Source organism: Pseudomonas aestuarii (genome assembly GCF_027988105.1).
Taxonomy (GTDB): Bacteria; Pseudomonadota; Gammaproteobacteria; order Pseudomonadales; family Pseudomonadaceae; genus Aquipseudomonas; species Aquipseudomonas aestuarii.
Genome location: NZ_JAQJZJ010000010.1, coordinates 171,969 through 194,768, shown reverse-complemented (window position 1 = coordinate 194,768; position 22,800 = coordinate 171,969). Strand labels below are relative to the sequence as shown.

Sequence of the window (22,800 nt, the reverse complement as noted above, 5' to 3'; positions counted from 1 at the left end):
CCCCCCCTACAGGTTCAAGTTCGAAATGGGCCTAGCTCCTTGCTCCCCGGCGGGGCAGCCCTGCCGCTGGCGCAAGTGGCGAATGGACTGTTTGCTGTCGGGCCATCGAGGGCTTGCCCTGACTCTGTGCGGTTGCCGATGGCACGAGCCATGACCTCGACTGACGAAGCCGATGATCCCTCGCCTGGTGCCTCTTGCAGGCTGCCTTGTCTGTCGGTGCTGCTGATCCTGCCAGCGCGCTGCCCGTCCAAGACCTGCGAAGGCCGCAGGTGCATGGGTATCGCCTGATCGGTATCGATAGCCGCTGCTGCCCAAGCATGCAATGCAGTCCATACCCATGCGCGGTAGATGATGCCGGTTCCTTGATCTCTGGCGACGACTCAGAACGCTCTGTTGTAGGGGGCGAGGGGAGTTCGTGTGGCCATCTGCAAGAGTGGCTGCAGCTGGTTTGCAGGCGGTTCGCAGGCACCGCTGGGGTGAGTCCTCGGTTGGGGTTTGATGCGTTAAATGTCAGCAATATGGCGTGGTTTGACAAGTTGTGGCCTGGGGGTTGGATCCATGATCGGGTTCTCTGGTGATGCGGAAAATTCACGCATCAGAGTCGCTCAGTCGATTCAGCCCAGAGCCACCCTAATAACAACAATCGGAGGGTGCTCCATGACCTCATCACTGGGCCTAACCGCCCGCGCCCGCAACTTGCTGGCTGGAACCGTACTCACTCCACTGGCTCTGGCCGTATCGCATCAGGCATTCGCTGGCGAATTCGACCTGGGTGAAGTCAGTGGTCGCTATAACGGCAGCCTCAGCGTCGGTACTCTCTGGAGTGCCGAAGATGCAGATGGCAACTACATCAATCAACGTAATGCGGCCAGCATCGGTCGGACCGGGAGTAACCCCGGGGGTGCTCGTACCATCGACGACAGCCGCCTGAACTACCGCAAGCACGACATCGTCTCGTCTCCGATTACCCTGTTGGGCGAAGTGGAGTTGAACTGGCACAACTACGGTGCCTTCGTGCGTGGCAAGGCCTGGTATGACTACAGCCTGAGCAACAACAAGGTGGATTACGGCCATTCGGCCAACGGCTACCAGCACGACAGCAAGCTCGATGACAGCAACTTCGACAGACTGGCCAAGTTCCAGGGCGCTTCCCTGCTCGATGCCTACGTGTTTGGCGACTTCGAGATTGCCGAACACCCTCTGCATGTCCGCGTGGGTAACCAGGTAGTTAGCTGGGGCGAGGGGCTGTTCTTCCAGAACGGCATCAACTCGATCAACCCGATCGACGTTGCGGCCTTTCGTCGTCCCGGTTCGCAGCTCAAGGAAGCCCTGCTGCCGGTGCCCATCGCCTACTTCAACCTGGGCCTGACCGACGCCCTGAGTATGGAAGCGTTCTACCAGTTGAAATGGCGCAAGACCGTGCTGGAAGGCTGCGGCACCTACTTTGCGGCCAACGACTACATCACCGGTGACCAGGATGGCTGCTTTGGTGTGCCCCTGGGACCCGTGGCGGACGATGTCGCCTATGGCCCTGCCGACCTGATCATCCGCCGCGGCAAGGACAACGATGCGAAAGATGAAGGCCAGTTCGGCGTGGCGTTCCGTTACTTCGCCGATAGCATCGGTACCGAGTTCGGCGCCTATGCGATGAACATCCACTCGCGCACACCCAATGCCAGTGTGCTCACCAACTCGCGCAACGATACGGGTGCGGGCTGGCAGGCCGGCCAGCAGGATAGCAACGTCCAGTACTTTGCCGATTACGCCGAAGACATCCGCATTTATGGCCTGAGTTTTTCGAGCAACATTCTGGGCACCTCGGTATTCGGCGAGTACAGCTACCGGCCCAATCAGCCGATCCAGTTGGCTACCGGCGACCTGATCCCTGCCTTCGCCTTGCTCAGCGATGCGCAGAGCCAGTTCTTTGGCACCACCTTGGGTGAGGATGCGATCAATGCCGCACCGGGCTCGGTGTACAACGGCTATGACCGCCGCAAGATCTCGCAGATGTCATTGGGCTTTATCAAGTCCTTCCCTCAGGTACTGGGTGCCGACAACCTGAGCCTGATCGGCGAAGTGGCTGCCAAGTACGTGCACGATATGCCAGGGCTGGATGAGCGCCGCTATATCAAGGGCGACCTGTATGGCTCCGATCTCTCCGACGGAAACACTGTTGCCTGTAATGCGCTAGTCACAGCGAAATATCAAAAGTACGCCTGCTCCAAGGATGGCAACGCCACCGCCTTCTCCTGGGGCTATCGCGTGCGTGGCCAGTTGAGCTATTCGAACGTGTTCGCCGGGGTCAACCTCTCGCCGTTCGTCGCCTTCGGTCATGACGTCAAGGGCTGGTCCTACGACGGCAACTTCGTCGAAGACCGTCTGCTCGGCTCGGTCGGCGTCAAGGCCGACTACCTGCAGAAATACTCCGCCGAGCTGTCCTGGGCCGGTACCGGCAACACGCCTTGGGGTGCGACCGACCGCGACTTCGTCGCCCTCAGCCTGCGTATGGGCTTCTGATCATGAGGTTTGCTATGAAAAAGAATCTGCTTTCCGCCGCTATTCTGAGCGGCCTGTTCTGCCTGGCCAGCGGTCAGGCCCTGGCCAAGATCGATGCCAGCGAAGCGGCCCGCCTGGGCCAGGATCTGACTCCGGTCGGTGCCGAAAAGGCCGGCAATGCCTCGGGCACCATCCCCGCCTGGGATGGCGGTATCACCCAGCCGCCGGCTGGCTACAGCGCCGACAAGGGTTATGTCGATCCGTTTGCCAACGAGAAGCCGCTGTACACCGTGACCGCGGCCAACATGGGGCAGTACGCCGAGCAGCTGACGGTCGGCCACAAGGCGATGCTGGAGAAGTACCCCAGCTACAAGATGGACGTCTACCCGAGCCACCGTACCGCGGCACTGCCGCAGGCTGAATACGACAAGATTGCCAAGGAAGCGACCCAGATCGATCTGGCGCCGGGCGGCCAGGGCCTGGTTGGCTATCAGTCCACCTCTGTGCCTTTCCCGATTCCCAAGTCGGGCAACGAAGTGATGTTCAACCACCTGGTGCGTTACCGCACCAGCGGTTACGAGTACCACCCGACCGAGATGGTGGTGCAGTCCAACGGCAGCTTCACCCCGGTGCGCCGCGAGGCGAAGCTGGTCATGGCCTGGGCGATGGGCAACCCGGAGCCGAACCGCCTGTTCTACTACCTGGACAAGGTCGTCGCGCCGGAGTCGGTGGCGGGTCTGCAGACTCTGGTGCATGAGCCAATGAATCAGGCCGCCGAGTCGCGTCTGGCCTGGCAGTACAACCCGGGACAGCGTCGCGTACTGCGTGCTCCGCAGGTGTCCTATGACAACCCGGTGGCCACCGCGGACGGTCTGCGCACCACCGACATGGTCGACGTGTTCAACGGTGCGCTGAACAAGTACGACTGGAAGTTGGTGGGCAAGAAGGAAATGTTGGTGCCTTACAACACATACAAACTGGCCGACACTTCGCTGAAGTACGACCAGATCATCCAGACCAACCACCTCAATCAGGATCTGGTGCGTTACGAGCCGCACCGCGTCTGGGTGGTCGAGGCAAGCCTGAAGCCGGGTGAGCGTCACATTTACGCCAAGCGCGTGTTCTACGTGGATGAGGACGGCTGGCAGATCCTCGCAGTTGATCTGTACGACGGTCGTGGCGAGCTGTGGCGCCTGCAGGAGTCGCACAGCCTGCAACGCTATGACGTGCTCTCCTCGCTCCTGGTCAGCGACCTGTCCTATGACCTGCAGGCCCGTCGCTACATCGTCTACGGCCTGGGGAACGAAGAGAAGCCGTATACGTTCGGCCTCAAGGCCACGCTCAAGGACTTCAGCGCTGCCGCGCTGCGTCGCGCCGGCCGTTGACCTTGACCTGCCTCGCCCGTTGGGCGAGGCAGGTCCATCGAGTTACTTCATGCTTTGGGGCAGGGAACCTGCGTCCCGTGCCCCCTTTTTTTGAGATTACGCGCAATGAAGGCCAAATTTGCTTCCCTGCTGCCGTTGCTGGGCGTGTTGGTAGCGCTGCCGGTCGTCGCGGCCGGGCTACCCGATCGCCTCGAACGTCCGTCGCGCATGACACCGCTGGCGGCCCAATCACAACTGACGGACCTTCAGCGCGTCGGCGATGACATGGTCATGGTCGGCGCCAGCGGCCATGTTCTCGTGCATGGTGCTGGTGGCTCGCTCAAGCAGTCTCAAGTCCCGGTCGATCTTCTGCTCACGGCCGTGCATTTTGTCGATGACAAGTTCGGCTGGGCTGTGGGCCATGACGGCGTGATCCTGCACAGCACGGACGCGGGGAAGAGCTGGAGCAAGCAACTCGACGGTCGTGCTATCGGAAAGCTAATGCTGGATTGGGCAGAGTCTGAGGTGGCCCGTCTGGAGGAGGCCAGTGCTGCTGCGCCCGATGATGAAGCGCTGAGCACGGCGCTGGATAACGCCTATTTCGCGGTCGATGACGCCAGGGCAGGTGTCGAGGCAGGCCCGTCACGGCCACTGCTCGACGTATGGTTCCGCAGCGCCCAGGAAGGTTGGGCAGTGGGTGCCTACGGCATGATCGTGCACACCCGAGACGGTGGGCAGAACTGGACATTCGTCTCTACCCTGGAAAATCCCGAGCGACTGCACCTGAACACGGTTCTCGGCCTGGCCGACGGCAGCCTGCTGGTCGCGGGTGAGGGGGGGCGTGTGCATCGCTCAAGCGATGGCGGCCAGACCTGGGAGCCAGTCAGAAAACTCACCGATGCCTCGCTATACAAGCTGCTGCAAGTGGCTGACGGCCGTCTGCTTGCCCTTGGCTTCGGCGGTACGCTGCTGCTCAGTCGCGACCAAGGACAGAACTGGCAGAGCGTCACCCTGCCAGTGCGCGCCAGCCTGTATGGCGCCGACGAACTGAGCGACGGCACGCTGCTGCTCGTCGGCCAGGGCGGCGTGCTATTGGTCAGCCAGGACGGGCAAGACTTCAAGCGTTGGCAGGCGCCGGGTAAGACTGCCCTGCTGGGCGTGGCCTCCTTCAGTCAGGAGGTGCTGGCACTAGTCGGTAATGACGGTCTGCAATTTTTGTCTCGCGCTGTACTCACGGAGCAACTGCAATGAACGCCCAGACCGAGCTGGTGCGCAGCGAGTCCGCGCTGCAGCGCCTGGTGAGCCTCACCGAGCGAGCCCTGTTCCATAACCGTTTGCTGGTGCTGGCTTTCTTCCTTATCGCCTCGCTGCTGCTGGGCTGGAAGGCACTGGAGATACGTCCCGATGCCAGCTTCACCCGGATGATTCCGGCAAGCCATCCGTTCATCCAGAACTATCTGAAGTTCGAGGATGTGCTGCGTCCGCAAAGTAACGTATTGCGTGTGGTCGTCGAGAATCCCGATGGCGAGATCTTTACCAAGAAGTACATGGAAACCCTGCGCGAGGTCAGCGACCGGATTTTCTACCTGCCAGGCGTCGACCGCGGCAACCTGAAGTCACTATGGACACCCAACGCGCTGTGGACCGAGGTGGCCACCGACGGTGTCCGTGCCGGACGGATCATTCCCGACGGCTACGACGGCGGCGAGGAATCGCTGGCCCAGGTGCGGCAGAACATCCTGCGCGCCAACATGCTCGGCAGCTACGTGGCCGACGACTTCCGCTCCACCATTATTCGCGTGCCACTGCTGGAGGTCGATCCGGAGACCGGCAAGCCGCTGGACTACGGCAGCTTCACCCAGGCCTTGGAAAACCAGGTACGCGAGCACTTCGCCGCACAGGGCGTGACCATCCGCGTGATCGGCTTCGCCCAGATCATCGGTGACCTGATTGCGGCCGCCACCGATATCGCATTGTTCTTCGCCATCACCGTCGGCCTGATCACCGTGCTGCTGTACCTCTATTGCCATTGCTGGCGCAGCACTGCCGTGACCGTGCTGACCTGCCTGCTCACGGTGGTCTGCCAGCTCGGCCTGCTCAGTGTGCTGGGTTATGGCCTGGATCCGTACTCGATCCTGGTGCCGTTCCTGATCTTCGCCATCGGCATCAGTCATGCCGTGCAGAACATCAACCTGATGATGAGCGAGATGGGCCACGGCTGTACGCCGGTCCAGGCCTCGCGGCGTACTTTCCGCGCCCTGTTCATCCCCGGCACCACTGCGCTGCTGGCCGACGCGGTGGGCTTTATCACCCTGCTGGTGATCGATATCGGGGTGATCCAGCAACTGGCTGTTACCGCCAGCATCGGCGTGTTCGTCGCCATCTTCACCAAGATGTTCCTGCTGCCGGTGTTGATGTCCTACGCCGGCGTCAGTGCGCGTGGCATGCGTCAGCAGCAAAAGCGCGCCAATTCCTCCTGGCCGGTATTCCGTCGCCTGGCGCGGGTGGTGGAGCCGCGCTTCGCCATGCCACTGATTCTCATCAGTCTGGTGCTGCTGGGGGTGGGCTACTACGCCCGCCACGATCTGAAGATCGGTGACCTCGACGTCGGTGCACCGGAGTTCCGTCCCGAGGCGCGCTATAACCGCGATAATGCCTATTTGCTCAAGCACTACACCACCAGCACTGACGTCTATGTGGTGATGTTCAAGACCCCGCAGGAGCAGTGCTCGCGTTTCGCGGCCGCGGATCTGGCCAATCAGATGGAGCAGACGTTGCGCGATGTCGAGGGCGTGGAATCGGTGGCTTCGCTGTATGGCCACATGCGCTTTTCGATCTTTGCGCGTAACGAGGGCAACCCCAAGTGGGCGGAGTTCTCCCGCGACCAGTACGTCATGAACAACGCCCGCTCCGGTGCGCCCAGTGAGTTTGTCGATCCCAACTGCAGCGTGGCGCCGATCAACCTGTACCTGAGCGACCACAAGGCCGAGACCCTGAGCCGTGTAGCCCAGGCCGTGGAGGCCTTCAGCAAGCAGTACGAAACCGGCGAGATCGAGATCCTCCAGGCCGCGGGCAACGCCGGTATCGAAGCAGCCACCAACATGGTCATCAAGGTTTCCGAGAAGCAGATGCTGATCCTGGTGTTCGTGATCATCTCGCTGGTGGTGTGGTGGGAGTTCAAGTCGCTCAAGGTGACCATCGCCCTGATGGCGCCGCTGTACCTCTCCACCGTGCTGTGCGAGGCGGTGATGGCGCAGATGGGCCTGGGCGTGAAGATCGCCACGCTGCCGGTGATCGCTCTCGGCGTGGGCATTGGCGTGGACTACGGCATCTACCTGTACAGCCGTATGGAAGGCTTCCTGCACCAGGGCCTGAAGTTCCAGGCGGCCTACTTCGAGGCGCTGAAGACCACCGGTACCTCGATTGCCTTCACCGGCCTGACCCTGGCCGTGGGGGTCGCCACCTGGTCCTTCTCGGCGCTGAAGTTCCAGGCCGACATGGGCCTGCTGCTGGTGCTGCTGTTTATCTGGAACATGATCGGCGCGCTGGTGCTGCTGCCAGCCATCGCCTCGCTGCTGGTCTGCAACCGCGAGACCCGCTGAGTCAGTGCCGCGACCCGCGCCATGCGGGTCGCGGCTGATAACTAACGGGCGAACCGGAAAACAAAAATAAGGAGAGTCTCGCCATGCGAGCTTGCAAGCTGTTGTTCCGTATCGCATCCCTGACGCTGCTATGCGCTGGCGCCATGGCTGGCGAACCCGATCGTAGGTCCTTGCCCCTCGCCGATCCGGCCTTCCAGGGCCAGGTCGGCACCACCTTCGCCGATTCCACGGCCGACTTCCCGCAACCGCACTCGGCACCGGCCGGGGCGCCCAATGTGGTACTGATCCTGCTCGACGACCTGGGCTTTGGCCAACCGGGTACCTTCGGCGGTCCGGTGCCCACGCCGGGGATGGACAAGCTGGCGAGCGAGGGCTTGCGCTACAACCGTTTCCACACCACCGGCATCTGCTCGTCGACCCGTGCCGCGCTGCTGACCGGGCGCAATCATCATCAGACCGGCTTTGGCACCATCACCGAGCTGGCTACCGGTTTTCCCGGCTACAACACCGTGTGGCCGCAGTCGACCGCCAGCGTGGCGCGGGTGCTGCGCGACAACGGCTACCACACGGCCGCCTTCGGCAAGTGGCACAACACCCCGGACTGGGAGACCCAGCCCAATGGCCCCTACCAGCACTGGCCCAGCGGCGTCGGTTTTGAATACTGGTACGGCTTCCACGGCGGCGAGACCAGCCAGTACGAGCCGCAGCTGTACCGCAATACCCTGGCAGTGGAACCGGCGAAAAAGCCCGAGCAGGGCTATCACCTGACCACCGACCTGGTCGATGACGCCATCACCTGGGTCAAGCGCGAACAGGCCATCACCCCGGACAAACCGTATTTCCTCTACTTCGCCCCGGGCGCCGTGCATGCGCCTTTGCATGCGCCGCGCGAGTACATCGAGCGCTTCAAGGGGCAATTCGATCAGGGCTGGGACAAGCTGCGCGAGGAAACCCTGGCCCGGCAGAAGCGCCTGGGGGTGGTCCCAGCAGACACCGAGCTGACCCCACGACCGGCGCAGATCCCGGCCTGGGACTCACTCAGCGCCGACGAGAAGAAACTGTTCGCCCGCCACCAGGAAGTGTTCGCCGGTTTCGTCGCCCATACCGACCACGAGGTCGGACGCCTGCTCGATGCGGTGCGTGACGACAACACCCTGGTGATCTATGTCACTGGCGACAACGGTGCCAGCGCCGAAGGCAGCATGACCGGCACGCTGAACAACGTGATGACCCAGAACGGCGTGCCGGACAGTGTGCCGGCGCAACTGGCCAAGCTCGACGAGATCGGCGGGCCGCTGCACGAGAACCACTATCCGGTGGGTTGGGCCTGGGCCGGGTCGGCGCCATTCCAGTGGATGAAGCGCGTGCCTTCGCATTTCGGCGGCACCCGCAACGGCGTGATTGTCTCCTGGCCCACGCGCATCGAGGATCGCGGCGGTCTGCGTTCACAGTTCGAGCATGTCGTGGACATTGCCCCGACCATTCTTGCCGCTGCCGGCCTGCCGGCGCCGAAGGCGGTCGATGGCATCGAACAGACGCCGATGGCCGGGCATGATTTCAGCTCCACTTTCGCCAGTGCCAAGGCCCCTGAAACCCGCACTACCCAGTACTTCGAGAGCGGTGGCCACCGGGCGATCTACCATGACGGCTGGATCGCGGCGGCCATGCAGGGCGTGCCATGGAAGCTGGTTGGCTCGCAGGGCTTCAGCAACAGTCGCTGGGAGCTGTATCACGTCGATGAGGACTTCTCCCAGGCCCGTGACCTCGCGGCCCAGCAGCCGCAGAAGCTCAAGCAGTTGCAGGCCCTGTTCGACCAGCAGGCGCGCGCCAATCAGGTCTATCCGCTGGACGACCGCTTCGTCGAGCGCGCGCTGAGCGTACGTCCCTCCATCGTCGCCGGCCGCACTCAGGTGCGCTACGTCGCCGGCATCAGTCGCGTGCCGGAAGGCAGCGCGCTGCCCATCTACCAGCGCAGCCACAGCATCAGCGCCAACCTGGTGGTGCCGGAGCAGGGCGCCGAAGGGGTGATCCTCGCCGAGGGCGGTAGCGCCGGCGGTTTTGCCCTGTACGTCAAGGACGGGCGTCTGCACTACGACTACAACTTCTTCGGCAAAGCCACCTATAGCGTCTCGTCCGATGAGCCGTTGCCAAACGGCAAGCTGCAGGTGCAGATGAAGTACGAGCAGGAACCGTTCCGCTTCCTTGCCGAGCAGACCGGCGGCACTGTCGAACTGTTGGCCAATGGCAAGCGCATCGGCGAGGGAAGGGTGGACAAGGTGGTGCCGGTACGTTTCTCGGCCACCGAAACCCTGGACGTCGGCATGGATCTAGGCTCGCCGGCCTCGGCGGTCTACCGCGAGCAGCTGCCCTTTGCCTTCACCGGCACCATCGAGGAGGTCACCGTGGAGATCTCGCCGACCCGGCCGGTTATCAAGTAAGCGAACTCTGGTTGACGGCCCTCTGCGTTAACCCAACTCGGGGAAGGTGTAGAGGGGCAGGTAAATGCGGTAGCTGGCTTACGCGGTGGCTGCTATCGATCTAATGGAGGTATCTGGCGACGAGCACGCTGGCGCGGCGAGGCATATCAACATGGTATATGTGGATAAAAACGAGGAAAATGCGCGCCGTAAAGTGCGAGCTTCGGATGAACTCCGGATCTACCCGAACTGTTGTCAGTAGCGGTTATTCGGAGTTGAGCTGTGGCTAGTGGCGCCAATTTTTCTGCAAAGGCCTGGGCCGGCCATTTCACTATTGCCTGCTTGGTCTTGCTGCTGGTTCTCGGCGCCTGCCTGCTGGGCATCATGACCAGGCCCATGGGGCATCTAGCGGCATTGTGGCCGGCCAATGCCCTGCTCCTCGGCCTCCTGGTACGTTATCCGCGACTGGCCAGCCCGGCGGGCTGGCTGGGGGCAGTTGCAGGCTACGTATTGGCCGACTCCATGACCGGCGGCAGTGCTCTGCAGACTCTGTTGCTGACGCTGGCAAACCTCGCCGGGGTGGTGGTCGGGTATCTGCTGTTGCGGCGTCTGGGCGATGACCAGCGTCGCCTGCGTACCCCCTATTCGGTACTGTATCTGGCGTTGGTCATCGTAGCGGCCTCCAGTGCTGCGGGGCTGGTCGGCGCGATTGCCGAGCCCCTGCTGTTTGGTGGCAGCGCAATCAGCGGCTGGAGCTTCTGGTTCGTTACCGAATTGGTTAACTTCATGGCCATTCTTCCGGCCCTGCTCACCCTGCCGGAGTGGCCCAAGCGCCCTGTGGAGCGGCGACGGGCGGCGCAGTGGGGGCGTAATGAGTTGCTCAAGGCGTTGCCGGCGGTCAGCCTGCTGCTGTCCGGTTGCGCCGCTTTGGTGATCGGTGGCCCGGGGGCGATCGTCTTTCCGGTGCCTGCGCTGCTCTGGTGTGCCCTGAGCTACAGTCTTTTCAGCACTGCGCTGCTGACCCTGGGGTATAGCGGCTGGATACTCGTTTCGATCTCCTACGGCAGTCTGCCGCTGGCGATGCTCGATATGAACTCGCGACCGATGCTGCTCTCCTTGCGCCTGGGCGTGTCGATGGTGGCCTTTGCGCCGCTCACGGTTGCGAGCGTCATGGTCACGCGTAATGCATTGCTGGAGCGCATGCAGTTCATGGCTAGCCATGATCAGCTGAGTGGTCTGCTCAATCGATGGGCCTTCTACGAGAGCGCCACGCAGCTGCTGGCCAAGTACCAGCGCAATGGACGCCCCACGGCCTTGCTGATGCTGGATATAGATCACTTCAAGCGAGTCAACGACACCTATGGCCACGTCGCCGGTGATATTGCGCTTAAGTCCTTTGCCCGAGTTGCCAGTGACTGCGTGCGGGGCGACGATGCCCTGGCGCGCCTGGGTGGTGAAGAGTTCGCCGTGCTGCTGCCCGGCTGCTCTCAGGAGCAGGCGCAAATCATCGCCGAACGCATTCGCGCCAGCTTTTCCGGCACAGAGATTGAGCTCGACGACGGGCGCAGCATCTCTTGCTCGGTCAGCATCGGTTTGATCGTGGTAGAGCAGTCCTCGCACACCCTCGAGCGGATGTTGCAGGCGGCGGATGAAGCCTTGTACTGCGCCAAGCGGCTGGGGCGCAATCGCGTCGAAAACGGATGGATATTGGAGAGCCTGCCTGCAGTCACTGGAGAGGCTTGAGTCATGCTGAGACAGCCCCGCCATCCCGAGTGCTGTGCAGTGACTGCTTCCGAGGATTATTCGGTGCCTTGCCGCCGCTAACTTGTCAGAAGGCGACAATGGCCATGCATTACCTGACAGGTTGCAGCGTGAGCCCTGGGCTGTTGTGCTGGCATCAGATGCCTGCGATATGGCGCGATATGCAAAAAATAATCGACGCGTCTGCAGTTAAGCTAATAAGTTGAAGGGTAGTGCGCGTAAGGCATAACTGTGCGTGGACCAAGCAATCCGGGGGCGCTAATGGATAACCGACAAGCACTACTTCGTCTGGGCGAACGCTTGGGAGGAGCGGTTCTCGGTCAGGCGGGGCTGGTGGAGGGCATCCTGCTCGGTTTGCTGGCCGACGGTCACCTGCTGGTGGAAGGCTTGCCCGGCCTGGCCAAGACGCGCGCGATCAAGTGCCTGGCCGGTTTCGTCGAGGCCAGTTTTTCCCGTATTCAGTTCACCCCCGACCTGCTGCCTTCGGACGTCACCGGTGCCGAACAGTATTTCGGCGAGCTCGGTGAGGGCGGCCTTGAGTTTCGCCAAGGGCCCCTGTTCGCCAACCTGGTGCTGGCCGACGAGATCAACCGGGCGCCGGCCAAGGTGCAATCGGCCCTGCTCGAAGCCATGGAAGAGCGCCAGGTGACGGTGGCCGGTGTGCGTCACCCGCTGCCGCAACTGTTCCTGGTGATGGCGACCCAGAACCCCATCGAGCACGAGGGCACCTACGCCTTGCCCGAGGCCCAGTTGGACCGCTTTCTCTTGCACCTGAAGGTCGACTATCCGGACGAGGGCGCCGAGCTGGCGATGATGCGCCTGCTGCGCGAGGAGCTGGCCGCTGGCCGCTCGCCAGGGCGGGAGGAGGCGGAGTTGCTGCCTCAGGCCGTGTTGCTGGCGGCACGTCGCGAAATCGCCCAGCTGCATGTCAGCCCCAGTATCGAGCGCTACATCCTCGACCTGGTCCGTGCCACGCGTGAGCCCGGGCGCTACGACGCCGAGTTGGCGCGGCAGATCGAGGTCGGCGTCAGCCCGCGCGGCACGCTGGCGCTGGAGCGGGTGGCGCGTTCCCAGGCCTGGCTGCGCGGCGGCGATTTCGTCAGCCCCGATGATGTGCGTGCGGTGGTCCTGCCGGTGTTGCGTCATCGTCTGCTGCTCGGTTACGAGGCCCAGGCGGCCGGCATCCGTGCGGATGACATCCTCCTGCGCCTGTTGCAACTCGTTGCCGTGGCCTGAGGCATGGTGGCCCGCGCTCCAGGCACGGCCACGGCCACCGGCGTGGCAGTGGGCGCCTATGTCGACCTGCAACAGCTGGTCGCCTTGCGCCGTCATGCCAATGATCTGGCCCTGGGGTCGCGCCAACCGGCCCACAGCCTGTCGGCGGGGCGTCATGCCACCCGTTTGCGCGGGCGCGGCCTGAGTTTCGAGGAGCTGCGGCCCTACTGGGCCGGCGATGATGCCCGGCTGATCGACTGGAAGGTGACGGCCCGCCTGCGCCGGCCATTCCTGCGCCTGTTTACCGAGGAGCGCGACCGTCCGGTGCTGCTGGTCGTGGACCAGCGCATGAACCAGTTCTTCGGCAGCCAGCGTGCGTTCAAGTCCGTCATCGCGGCCGAGGTGGCGGCCCTGCTCGGCTGGGCGGGGCTGGCCCGACACGACCGGGTCGGCGCTATCCTGTTCGACGACCAGCACTGGCGGGAGTTGCGCCCGGGCCGCGGCGACCGCAGCTTCCTGCACCTGCTGAGCTGCCTGGTGCAGCAGAATCAGGCGCTGCACGCACTGAACCCGGGGGATGCCCCGCAGCAGCTCAATGCGGCGCTCGGCCTGGCGCTGCGCCTGGCGCGCCACGATCACCAGGTCGTGCTGATCAGCGACTTCTACGGCATGGACGCGCACACTCGGGCGCTGCTCACGCAATTGCGCCGGCACAACGAGGTGCTGGCCTGCTGGACCCAGGATCCCCTGTTGACCGGTCTGTCCCCCAGCGACGACCTGGTCGTCAGCGATGGCCGCCTGCAGATGACCCTCGACTTCGGGCGGACCGAGCTGCGGCAGGCGTTGGGGCGTATGCGTGAACAGCGCAGTGAGGAAATCTTCGCCTGGGCCGATGGGCTGGGCATACCGCTGCTGCCGGTGTCCACGGCCGAACCGGTGGCCGAGCAACTGCGCGGCTTGCTCGGCCCGGTACAGGCCGGGAGTGTGCGCCGTGGCTGAACGGGCCAGCCTGCAGCAGCTGCACGACCTGGCTTTGCCGCCGCTGTCGGCGTACTGGCCGCCGGCGCCTTTTCTGCTGGGCCTGGCCGGGCTGTTGCTGGCACTGGCCGGGCTGCTGGCCTGGCGCCGTTGGCGGCGCTGGCGGGCCGACGCCTATCGCCGTCGCGCCCTGGCCTGGCTGGTGCGGATCGAGCTACAGGCCAGCCGCGAACCCGCCACGCTGGGCGAGCTGGCACAGCTGCTCAAGCTGGCCGCGCTGCAGGCCTGGCCGCGCCAGCAGGTGGCCGCGCTGTCCGGCACGGCCTGGCTGACCTTCCTGCGCCAGCAGGCGCCGGGGTGCGAGTTGCCGGAGGCGTTGGGCGAATTGTCCGGCTGGCCCCCCGAGCATTTCGCGCGGCTCTCCGCGCCTGCGCGTACCCAACTGATTCAGGCCGTGCGCCTGTGGCTGCAGCACCATGTACGTCCTTGAGCTGCCCTGGCTGTTGCTCCTGCTGCCCTTGCCCTGGCTGCTGCGGCGCTATCTGCCTGGCCAGCGCGAGCGCCAGGACGCCGTGCGCCTGCCGTTCTTCCGCCAGCTGGCCGCCATCGCCGGCGTCACCCCGACGGATGCCAGCCCGCTTGCGGCGGGTCGCTGGCGGGCTGTGCTCGACGCGCTGGCTTGGTGCCTGCTGGTACTGGCCTTGGCCGCCCCCAGCCGGCTGGAGCCGCCGCTGACCCAGGCGCGGCCACTGCGCGACCTGTTGTTGGCGGTGGACACCTCGCTGTCGATGGAAACGGCCGATGCCGGGGCGGGGCTCACCCGCATGGCCGCGGTGCAGCAGGTGCTCGATGGCTTCATCGAGCGGCGGGCCGAGGACCGCATCGGCCTGCTGGTGTTCGGCGACCGGCCGCATACCCAGGCCGGCTTCACCCAGGATCGCCAGGCCCTGCATGCCCTGGTGGCCGAATTGCAGCCGGGCATCGCCGGCCCGCGCACGGCGCTGGGCGATAGCATCGGCCTGGCCATACGCCTGTTCCAGAACAGCGCGGCGCGCGAGCGTCTGCTCATCCTGCTCAGCGATGGTAGCGATACGGCCAGCCTCATGGCGCCCGACAAGGCCGCGGAAATTGCCCGCCAGGCCGGTATCCGTATCCATTGCATCGGCTTCGGCCAGGCGGATGGCGAGGGCGAGCAACGCCTCGACGAGGCGCAATTGCAGCGCATCGCCAGCGTGACCGGCGGGCGCTACCTGCAGGCCCGCGACCTGACGCAGCTGCAGGCGGTGTTCGCCGAACTGGATGCCGCGACCCCGCAGCTGCAGGAGACCCTGCAGTTCCAGCCGCGCACGCCGCTCTATGCCTATCCGCTGGCCTTGGCGCTGGGCCTGCTGGTGCTGCAGCTGTTGCCTGGGCGCTCCCGGCGCGTAGCGGAGGAGGGCTGATGGACGCCTGGCTGCCCCTGTACTTCCTGCGTCCCGGCTGGCTGCTGCTGTTGCCCGTGTTGCTGCTGGCCTATTGGCGCCTGCAGCGCCGCGGCAGTCTGGCGAGCTGGCGGCGCCTGATCGCGCCCGAGTTGCTGCCGTATCTGCTGGTCCCTGGCGCGGGTCGCCTGCGCGGCCATGGTCGCTTGCTGGTGCTGCTCGCGCTGTTGCTGCTGGCCCTGGCCGGGCCCGCCTGGTTCAAGCAGCCACTGCCCTTTGCCGAGCGCCGCGCGCCCTTGCTGGTGGCGCTCGATCTGTCGTCGGCCATGAACGCCAGTGATCTGGCCCCCAGTCGCCTGGAGCGGGCCAAGCTGAAACTGCACGACCTGCTGCAGCGCCGCGAAGGCGGGCGTACTGCGCTGATCGTCTACGCCGGCAGTGCCCATGTGCTGCTGCCGCTGACCGAAGACCGCGGTCTGTTCGCCTTGTATCTGGACAGCCTGCAGACCAGCCTGATGCCGCGCTCCGGCAAGAATACCGAGGCCGTACTGGACACCCTGGACCGCTTGCAGGCGAGCCTGCAGCGTCCGGCCATGCGTCTGCTGGTGACCGATGCGCTGGAGCCGCACCTGGCGCAGCGCCTGGCTCGGCAGCCCACGGTGATCTGGGCGGCGGGAGGCGATGCCGAGCGCCTGGCCGAGCAACTGGAGGTGCCCGTGGTGGCGATGACCACGGACGACAGCGATGTGCCGCGTATCGACCGTGAACTGGATGCCCACTACCGCGCCGCATTGGCGGATCAGCCCGATGCGCAGTGGCAGGACCAGGGCTGGTGGCTGATGTGGCCGGCAGCGTTGCTGCTGTTGCTGCGCTTTCGCCGTGGGACCTTGGCGGCGCTGCTGTTGCTGCCGCTGCTGGGCCTGCCGCCGCCCGCCATGGCGGCCGAGCTGGCGCTCTGGCAACTCTGGCGAACCCCCGCCCAGCAGGCGTTGCACCTGTACCGCACGGGTGACTTTGATGGCGCCGCCGAGTTGTTCGAGGATCCCCTGTGGCGCGGCGCGGCGCTCTACCGCGTCGGCGATTTCGCCGCGGCGCTGGCGGCCTTCGAGGCGCTTGGCTCGGCCGACGGCTTCTACAACCAGGGCAACGCCCTGGCCATGCTGGGGCGCTACGCCGAGAGTGCCGAGCGCTATCAGCGGGCCCTGGCCCTGGCCCCCGAGTGGCAGCAGGCCCAGGACAACCTGGGGCTGGTCCTGCGCCTGCAGGAGCAGTTGGCGGCTGACAACCAGGGCGGGGAGGTGACCGAGGAACCGGATGAGGTACGCCTGGACCTGACCCGCAAGGGCGGCGAGGCGGTGGAGCAGCAGGGCGAGCAGGAGCAGGCGCAGCGCTGGCTGGACAGCCTGGATGCCGGCCCCGCTGGCTTCCTGCGGCACAAGATGGCCCTGCAACTGGAGCAGCAACGGCGCGAGGTCCTGCCATGAGAGTCTGGATCCTGCTGCTGGTGCTGCTGGTGCTGCTGGTGCTGCTGGCGCCGCTCGCCTGGGCGGGCGAGCCGTTCGTGCGGCTGAAGGTCGAGCCGGAAGGCGAGCTGGTCGCCGGCCAGGCACCGGTGCTGGAGGTGCAGATGCTGGTACCGAACTACTTCCTCGCGCCACCGGCGGTGCAGCCGTTGCGCTTGCGCGACGGCACCCTGGCCGAGCAGGTCGGCGGTTCGGCCAATCGGGTCGAGCGGATCGATGGCCAGACCTACGCCGGGATCACTCGCCGCTACCAGCTGCCGCCGCTGCCGGCGGGCGAGCATGAACTGGCGCCTGCCGAGATCCGCCTGCGTTTTGCCGGCGAGGACGGGCAGCCGCTGGAGGCGCGCCTGCCGTTGCCCAGCCGGCATTTCCAGGTCAGGCCGGCCGGGGCGGGTAGTGCGGCGCAGGCGCAGGAGCTCGGGCCTGGACAGCTGTCGCTCAGCGACAGCTACGAGCCGGCCGCCGCCAGCTTGCAGGTGGGCGACGTGCTGGTGCGCCAGCTCACCACCGAACTGCATGACGCCGGCAATTTGCTGCCGCCGCGCGCGCCGTTGGCCACGCCGGTTGGCGTACGCCTGTATCGCACGGCGCCCCGGCTGGAGCTGGACGATCAGCGCGGCGCGCGGCGGCGGATCAGTCGCGAGGCGGTGCGTTACCTGTTCACCCAGCCGGGTAGCGTGGTACTGCCGGCGATCAAGCTGAGGTGGCGCGACACTCGCAGTGGCCGCTGGCAGACGGCGGCCCTGCCACCCAGGATCCTGCAGATTGCCCCACGCGCCGCAGCGCAGGACGCGCCTGCACAGCTCTGGCGTTGGCTGCTGGCTGGCGGCGTGCTGCTGGTTCTGCTGGCCACGTTGCTGTGGCGCTTCGCACCGCAGGCCTGGCGCCAGCGTCTTGCCGCCCGCACTGAGCGGCGCCGCCGCTGGCGCCGGCTGCGCGAGGCCTGTCACGCGGGACAGGCGGCAGAGACGGAAGTGGCCCTGGATGCCTGGCTCGCCCTGCACCCGTCCGCGAGCGAGCAGTTGCCAGGGCTGCAGCAGGCTCGACAGCAGTTGCTGGTTTACCGCTACGGCAGGAACGCGGTCGCCTGGGATCCCAAGGCCCTGCTCGCTGCTGCGGCGCGCCTGCCTCGACCGGCGAAGCGGGCGGTCAACTACGACGGTCTCAATCCCTAGTTTCGACAGGCCTTGCCGGTGCGGCAGAACGGCTTACGGCAAGTGGCGGTTGCTGGCTGTAGCCCGGTAGCCGCGACGCTCAGTCTGCCGGGCAGGCCGTCAGGAAATGTCAGTCGGTTGGCGCAAATTGCTAAGTTATCAACGGTCGTTGCGGGCAACCTCCCACCACCAAGCACATTTGAGGCGCTGTCCCGATAGCCGGGTGGGGACCTGCTGCCCGAGCGGCGGCATCTTCCGCCTGCTGGCCTGCTCCTCAAGTCTCCTGACAACGACAACAATCTGGAGTTTGCCATGCAAGACCTGATGATGAAGGACCAGCTCAATATCCGCATGATCATGCAGCATGCCGAAGAGATCGCCGGCGATGTTGAGATTGTCTCCGTGCTCGGCACGGGGCAGCGTCATCGCTACACCTATGCGGCCGCCTTCGCCCGTGCCCGCCAGCTGGCCAATGCGCTCGACCGCCTGGAGATCAGCCCTGGCGCGCGAGTCGCCACCTTGGCCTGGAACGACTACCGCCATTTCGAGCTCTACTACGCGCTGCCTTGCTCCGGCCGGGTCTGCCACACCATCAACCCGCGCCTGTTCGCCGAACAGGTTGCCTTCATCATCAACGATGCCGCGGACGAAGCCATCTTCGTCGACCCCCAGTTCGTTCCCCTGCTGGAGACGCTGCACGAGCAGTTGTCTGACGTGCGCCACATCGTCGTGCTCTGCGCCGAGGCGGAGCTGCCGGGTTCGACGCTGCTCGAACTGAAGAGCTATGAAGCGCTGCTGGCGGCGCAGACGCCCCATTACGACTGGCCCGAAGTGGAGGAACGCACCCCCAGCGGGCTCTGCTACACATCCGGTACGACCGGCAACCCCAAGGGCGTGCTCTACAGCCACCGCAGCACCGTGTTGCATAGCCTGGCCGGCAACCTGGCCGATGCAGTCGGCCTGCGCGCCAGCGACAGCGTGCTGCCGATCGTGCCGATGTTCCACGTCAATGCCTGGGGTATGCCTTATAACGCTGCCATGGTCGGCGCCAAGTTGGTACTGCCAGGACCCAAGGCTGGCGATGGGGCGACCCTGGCCAGCCTGATCAATGATGAGGGCGTGAGTTTCGCCCTGGGCGTGCCGACCGTCTGGCTCGCCCTGACCACGTATCTGGAAAAGACCGGCGAGTCGATTCCCAGCCTGACCCGCGCGGTGTCCGGGGGCTCGGCCTGCCCGTTGGCGCTGATCGAAACCATGCAGCGGCATGGGGTGGCCCTGGAGGTTGGCTGGGGCATGACCGAAACCAGTCCGCTCGGCTCCTACAATCGCGAACAGCCCTGGTATGCCCAGCTCGATGAGCGTGCTCGCGGGGAGCAGCGGGTCAAGGCCGGTCGGCAGATGTTTGGTGTGCGCATGCGGCTTGTCGACGAGCAAGGCGCCGAGCTGCCGCGTGATGGCAAGAGTGCCGGCGCACTGCAGGTACGCGGTCCCTGGGTGTGCAGTGGCTATTTCGGCAAGGAGCCCGGTGGCGAGTGGTTCGATACAGGGGACGTGGCCATGCTCGACGCCCAGGGTTACATGCAGATTACCGACCGCACCAAGGATGTGATCAAGTCCGGCGGCGAGTGGATCAGCTCGATCGATATCGAGAACGCCGTCATGGCCCATCCGGCCGTGGCCGAGGCCGCGGTCATTGGTCTGGCGCATCCACGCTGGGGAGAACGCCCCCTGATGGTTGTGGTGGCGCGGCCCGGCCATGCGCCACAGTCGGCGGAACTTATCGGTTTCCTGGAGGGTAAAGTGGCCAAGTGGTGGCTGCCGGACGCCTGCGAACTGGTCGAGGAGTTGCCGCACACGGCCACCGGCAAGGTCAGCAAGAAGGACCTGCGCGAGCGTTTCGCCGATTACCAGTGGCCCAACTGAGTCGTCGCACCTGCGCCAGAAGACTTTCTGGCGCCATTGCTTCCCTGCTGCGCTGTAACAAGGCAACCCGTCGTCCAGCCATTGGTCGGCGGTCCCTTGAGCTGGACGGTTACTCAAATCTGTCGGCGCTGACCGTGACCAGTTGAGTGGTCTGCTTGACCGTCAGCCATCCATGAGCTTGCCATAGCGCTGCTACCCAACTGCTCGCTCAGCCAACGAATCCGCGTGAGATGCGCCGACACCCGGAACGCGTTGGGCGAGGGGCTATCGATTGCTTGCTCCGTCAGCGTTGGCGCCAGCGCTTCGCCTCAGGCATCCGGCAGCCTCGAAGCCATGATACGGAACGCCAATTGCGGATCAGGCGTTGTGCTGTGCCAAGGAGTTCGGGCGCGATCGAGTGGTAGTCAAGCCGCTGCCCGAGTCCGGGGTTGCGCCAGAGAGGGTGGCCAGCAGCCTTCTCTGCATCGACGATTGACCGTCCGCTGGGGCTGATGCGCCCGCCTATGACCGCACCGATGGCTAGGCGGGGCAAGGGGATCAGGCGGTCAGGCGGGCCAGGTGCTCGCGGGCGGCCTGCTGGTCGAGGCGCTCCATGGCGTCCAGAGCCTTGAGCTGCATGGCCTGCTCCAGGTGGCCGCAAATGTCCGCTTCCTTGTCGCCGTACATCACTTCCAGGCCGCGCGCGTACTCGGTGCGCGGTATCAGGGCCTGGGGGGCGTAATCGACGGCTTGCTCATAGTGCTCATGTGCGCCGTCCTGGGTGGCGCCATAGAGCATGCGGCCCATCAGGGCGCCGGCCTGGTCGGAGATCGCGGCGTGCCAGCCGGCGAGGGTGGCATGGGCTTCCGGGTGCTTGGGCGACAGCGCCAGGCACTTCTGCAACTGTTCCTTGATGCGCCCGCCGAAGCCCTGGGCCAGGGCTTCGATGATGGAGATCGACTGGCCGTAGCGGCCCATGGCTACCGCATGGATGTAGTGCAGATTGGCGCTGGCCAGGCCGGCATCCTCGGCCTCTTCGCAAAGCTTCATGACCTGCTTGAACAGCGGGTTGCGGCGCTTTTCATCCTGTTCCAGGTACTGGGCCTGCATGGTCGCGGCGAACAGAGCGGGCACCAGGGCTGCGCCCCCGAGGGCCATGCCCTTGTCGAATGCCTGGGCGAACTCGCCCAGGTGGTAGTGGCGCCAGGCGTCCTGGACCACCGGGTCGTCCGGGAACGGCTCCGGGCAGCCCTGATGCAGGGCCTCCCAGTGTTGCCGCAGGCCTTCGCCGGCCAGGTCGAGATCGTGCATGTCGATCGGGCAGGACTGCCATTCCTGTGTGTTCATTGCTTAGCTCCAGGGTGCAAGGGCAGAAGCGCAGGCTTGCAGCTGGCGCTTCTGGGGATCATTGAACGGGGATGTGCCCGGTTGGGCCCAGGTCTTTCAAGGTTGGCCAACAATCAGGTTGGCGCTGCCTCCTGATAAGGGCGACCATCGCCACCGCAATGGATCGCCCGCGCCCCTGTTGCTGGGTGGGTGTCGTGGTTCAGTCGAAGGTGACAATGATCTTGGCGTGCTCATCGGGCTTGGCCAGTGCGTCGAAGGCGCCCTTCACACCACTCATCTCCACCTTGCCGGTGATCAGCGGCGCAGCGTCGAGCTTGCCATCGGCCAGCGCGTGCAGGGTCTGGCAGAACTCCTCGCCGGTATAACCGAAGGAGAAATTCACGATGGCTTCTTTGGCGATGGCGACAGCCGGCTCGATCTTGTCGGATTCCATGCACATACCGACGATAATTAGACGCGATCGCGGTGGCGCATTCTGGATCACTTGCTGGATCATGCCGGGAATCCCCACACACTCGAACACCACGCAGGGGCGCGGTTGCGGGCCGAGACCGAGCAGGGCCATCGGGCCGTTGATGTCGTAGCCTCCCGGTGCCGCGACCTGCAGCCAGGACTGGTAGGGCGACTGCTCGGCGGGGTTGACCACGATATCGGCACCGAGTTTTTCCGCCAGTACACGGCGCTTGGGCGAGAAGTCAGAGGCCACCACCGGGCCGATGCCACGCGACTTGAGGATGGCGATCACGGCCAGGCCGATCGGCCCGCAGCCGATGACCACCGGCACCTCATCCCCGTTCAGCTGGGCACGGTTGACGGCATGTGCCGCGACCGTCAGCGGCTCGGTCAGTGCAGCGATATCGGCAGGCAGGTCGCCGGGTACCGGCATCACCATCTGCTCGGCCAGCACCATCTGCTCGCCGTAACCACCGGGGTACTGGTTGGAATAGCCAACGTGGTGAAACTTGTCGCCACGGATCACGAATGGCAGCGAGCAGACCTTGGTGCCCACCTTGAGCTTCTTGTCACTGCCGGGACCATGATCGAGGACCTCGCCGCAGAACTCGTGGCCAAACACCACATCCTGCTTGGTGTCGAAATCGATCGGCAGGTTGGCGCGCTTGAAGGTGGCCAGCACCGGCTCGCAATGGTGGAACATGTGCAGGTCGGAACCGCAGATACCGCAGGCGAGGGTCTTGACCAGTACTTCGCCTTGGCCTGGTGTCGGCGCCTGGATTTCGTCTACCAACAGCTGTTGGTCACGCATTACGACCGCTTTCATGGGGTTGTCCTCTCTTGTGGTTGTACTGTTGTCGCTCGTGTAGCGAGGCTGCGGAGCGACGAATAGCTATGGACTTGACCGAACAGTGTTAACGAGTTGTCCGGGTCAAGGGGCTGCCCCGTTGCCTCGGCGCTGGAGGTGACTGTTCTGGCTGGTGTCAAAAGATTATTCGATCCCTTTGTGCAAATAATTAACAAATGACGACAATCGCCATGCATTACATGACAGGCGCAACAAGCGCTTGGTCGCGTTGCAGGGTCTCGGCTGTTTGAGGGCAGGCGCGCTGGGGAAACCAGGCATTGGCGTCTTCCGAACCGGGCTCCGCCAGACGGCGAGGGCGC

At 64.8% G+C, this 22,800-nt stretch carries 15 protein-coding genes; 13 read left to right on the top strand and 2 right to left on the bottom strand.

What is annotated here, in order from left to right:
• The first annotated feature begins 657 nt into the window (after positions 1-657).
• From PH586_RS19830 to PH586_RS19770, 13 genes are all read left to right on the top strand, one after another.
• A complete protein-coding gene (locus tag PH586_RS19830) occupies positions 658-2,517 on the top strand; it encodes a DUF1302 domain-containing protein (RefSeq protein ID WP_271349525.1) in 1,860 nt (619 codons plus the stop codon).
• A gap of 14 nt (positions 2,518-2,531) precedes the next feature.
• Positions 2,532-3,881: a DUF1329 domain-containing protein gene (locus PH586_RS19825; protein ID WP_271349524.1), complete on the top strand. Its 1,350-nt coding sequence runs from the start codon at positions 2,532-2,534 to the stop codon at positions 3,879-3,881.
• A 105-nt stretch (positions 3,882-3,986) separates the two neighbouring features.
• Positions 3,987-5,111 carry a WD40/YVTN/BNR-like repeat-containing protein gene (locus tag PH586_RS19820; RefSeq protein ID WP_271349523.1) on the top strand — a complete coding sequence of 375 codons (1,125 nt, stop codon included), beginning with the start codon at positions 3,987-3,989 and terminating at the stop codon, positions 5,109-5,111.
• Positions 5,108-7,462, top strand: coding sequence for an efflux RND transporter permease subunit (locus PH586_RS19815; RefSeq protein WP_271349522.1), 2,355 nt, complete (start codon positions 5,108-5,110; stop codon positions 7,460-7,462). Before PH586_RS19820 ends, PH586_RS19815 begins: the two co-directional genes overlap by 4 nt.
• 83 nt (positions 7,463-7,545) lie before the next feature.
• Entirely contained in the window at positions 7,546-9,900 is a 2,355-nt protein-coding gene (locus PH586_RS19810) for an arylsulfatase (protein WP_271349521.1), read from the top strand.
• Positions 9,901-10,161: 261 nt separating this feature from the next.
• On the top strand, positions 10,162-11,622 hold the full coding sequence (locus PH586_RS19805) for a GGDEF domain-containing protein (protein WP_271349520.1): 1,461 nt from the start codon (positions 10,162-10,164) through the stop codon (positions 11,620-11,622).
• Positions 11,623-11,901: 279 nt separating this feature from the next.
• Positions 11,902-12,876 carry an AAA family ATPase gene (locus PH586_RS19800; RefSeq protein ID WP_271349519.1) on the top strand — a complete coding sequence of 325 codons (975 nt, stop codon included), beginning with the start codon at positions 11,902-11,904 and terminating at the stop codon, positions 12,874-12,876.
• 6 nt (positions 12,877-12,882) lie between these two features.
• Positions 12,883-13,854: a DUF58 domain-containing protein gene (locus PH586_RS19795; protein ID WP_271349518.1), complete on the top strand. Its 972-nt coding sequence runs from the start codon at positions 12,883-12,885 to the stop codon at positions 13,852-13,854.
• On the top strand, positions 13,847-14,323 hold the full coding sequence (locus PH586_RS19790) for a DUF4381 domain-containing protein (protein WP_271349517.1): 477 nt from the start codon (positions 13,847-13,849) through the stop codon (positions 14,321-14,323). Before PH586_RS19795 ends, PH586_RS19790 begins: the two co-directional genes overlap by 8 nt.
• Positions 14,310-15,275, top strand: a complete 966-nt coding sequence (locus PH586_RS19785) for a VWA domain-containing protein (RefSeq protein ID WP_271349516.1) — start codon at positions 14,310-14,312, stop codon at positions 15,273-15,275. Before PH586_RS19790 ends, PH586_RS19785 begins: the two co-directional genes overlap by 14 nt.
• Positions 15,275-16,738: a VWA domain-containing protein gene (locus tag PH586_RS19780; protein ID WP_271349515.1), complete on the top strand. Its 1,464-nt coding sequence runs from the start codon at positions 15,275-15,277 to the stop codon at positions 16,736-16,738. Before PH586_RS19785 ends, PH586_RS19780 begins: the two co-directional genes overlap by 1 nt.
• Positions 16,735-17,952, top strand: coding sequence for a BatD family protein (locus PH586_RS19775; protein ID WP_271349514.1), 1,218 nt, complete (start codon positions 16,735-16,737; stop codon positions 17,950-17,952). The genes PH586_RS19780 and PH586_RS19775 overlap by 4 nt, the downstream gene beginning before the upstream one ends.
• 291 nt (positions 17,953-18,243) lie before the next feature.
• Positions 18,244-19,854 (top strand): long-chain fatty acid--CoA ligase, encoded by a 1,611-nt coding sequence (locus PH586_RS19770; RefSeq protein ID WP_271349513.1) that lies wholly within the window; start codon positions 18,244-18,246, stop codon positions 19,852-19,854.
• A 537-nt stretch (positions 19,855-20,391) separates the two neighbouring features.
• Here the strand turns inward: PH586_RS19770 and PH586_RS19765 are convergent.
• Both PH586_RS19765 and PH586_RS19760 read right to left on the bottom strand, forming a co-directional pair.
• A complete protein-coding gene (locus PH586_RS19765; protein WP_271349512.1) occupies positions 20,392-21,180 on the bottom strand; it encodes a hypothetical protein in 789 nt (262 codons plus the stop codon).
• Positions 21,181-21,379: 199 nt separating this feature from the next.
• Positions 21,380-22,459 carry a zinc-binding dehydrogenase gene (locus PH586_RS19760; protein ID WP_271349511.1) on the bottom strand — a complete coding sequence of 360 codons (1,080 nt, stop codon included), beginning with the start codon at positions 22,457-22,459 and terminating at the stop codon, positions 21,380-21,382.
• Positions 22,460-22,800 lie beyond the last annotated feature (341 nt).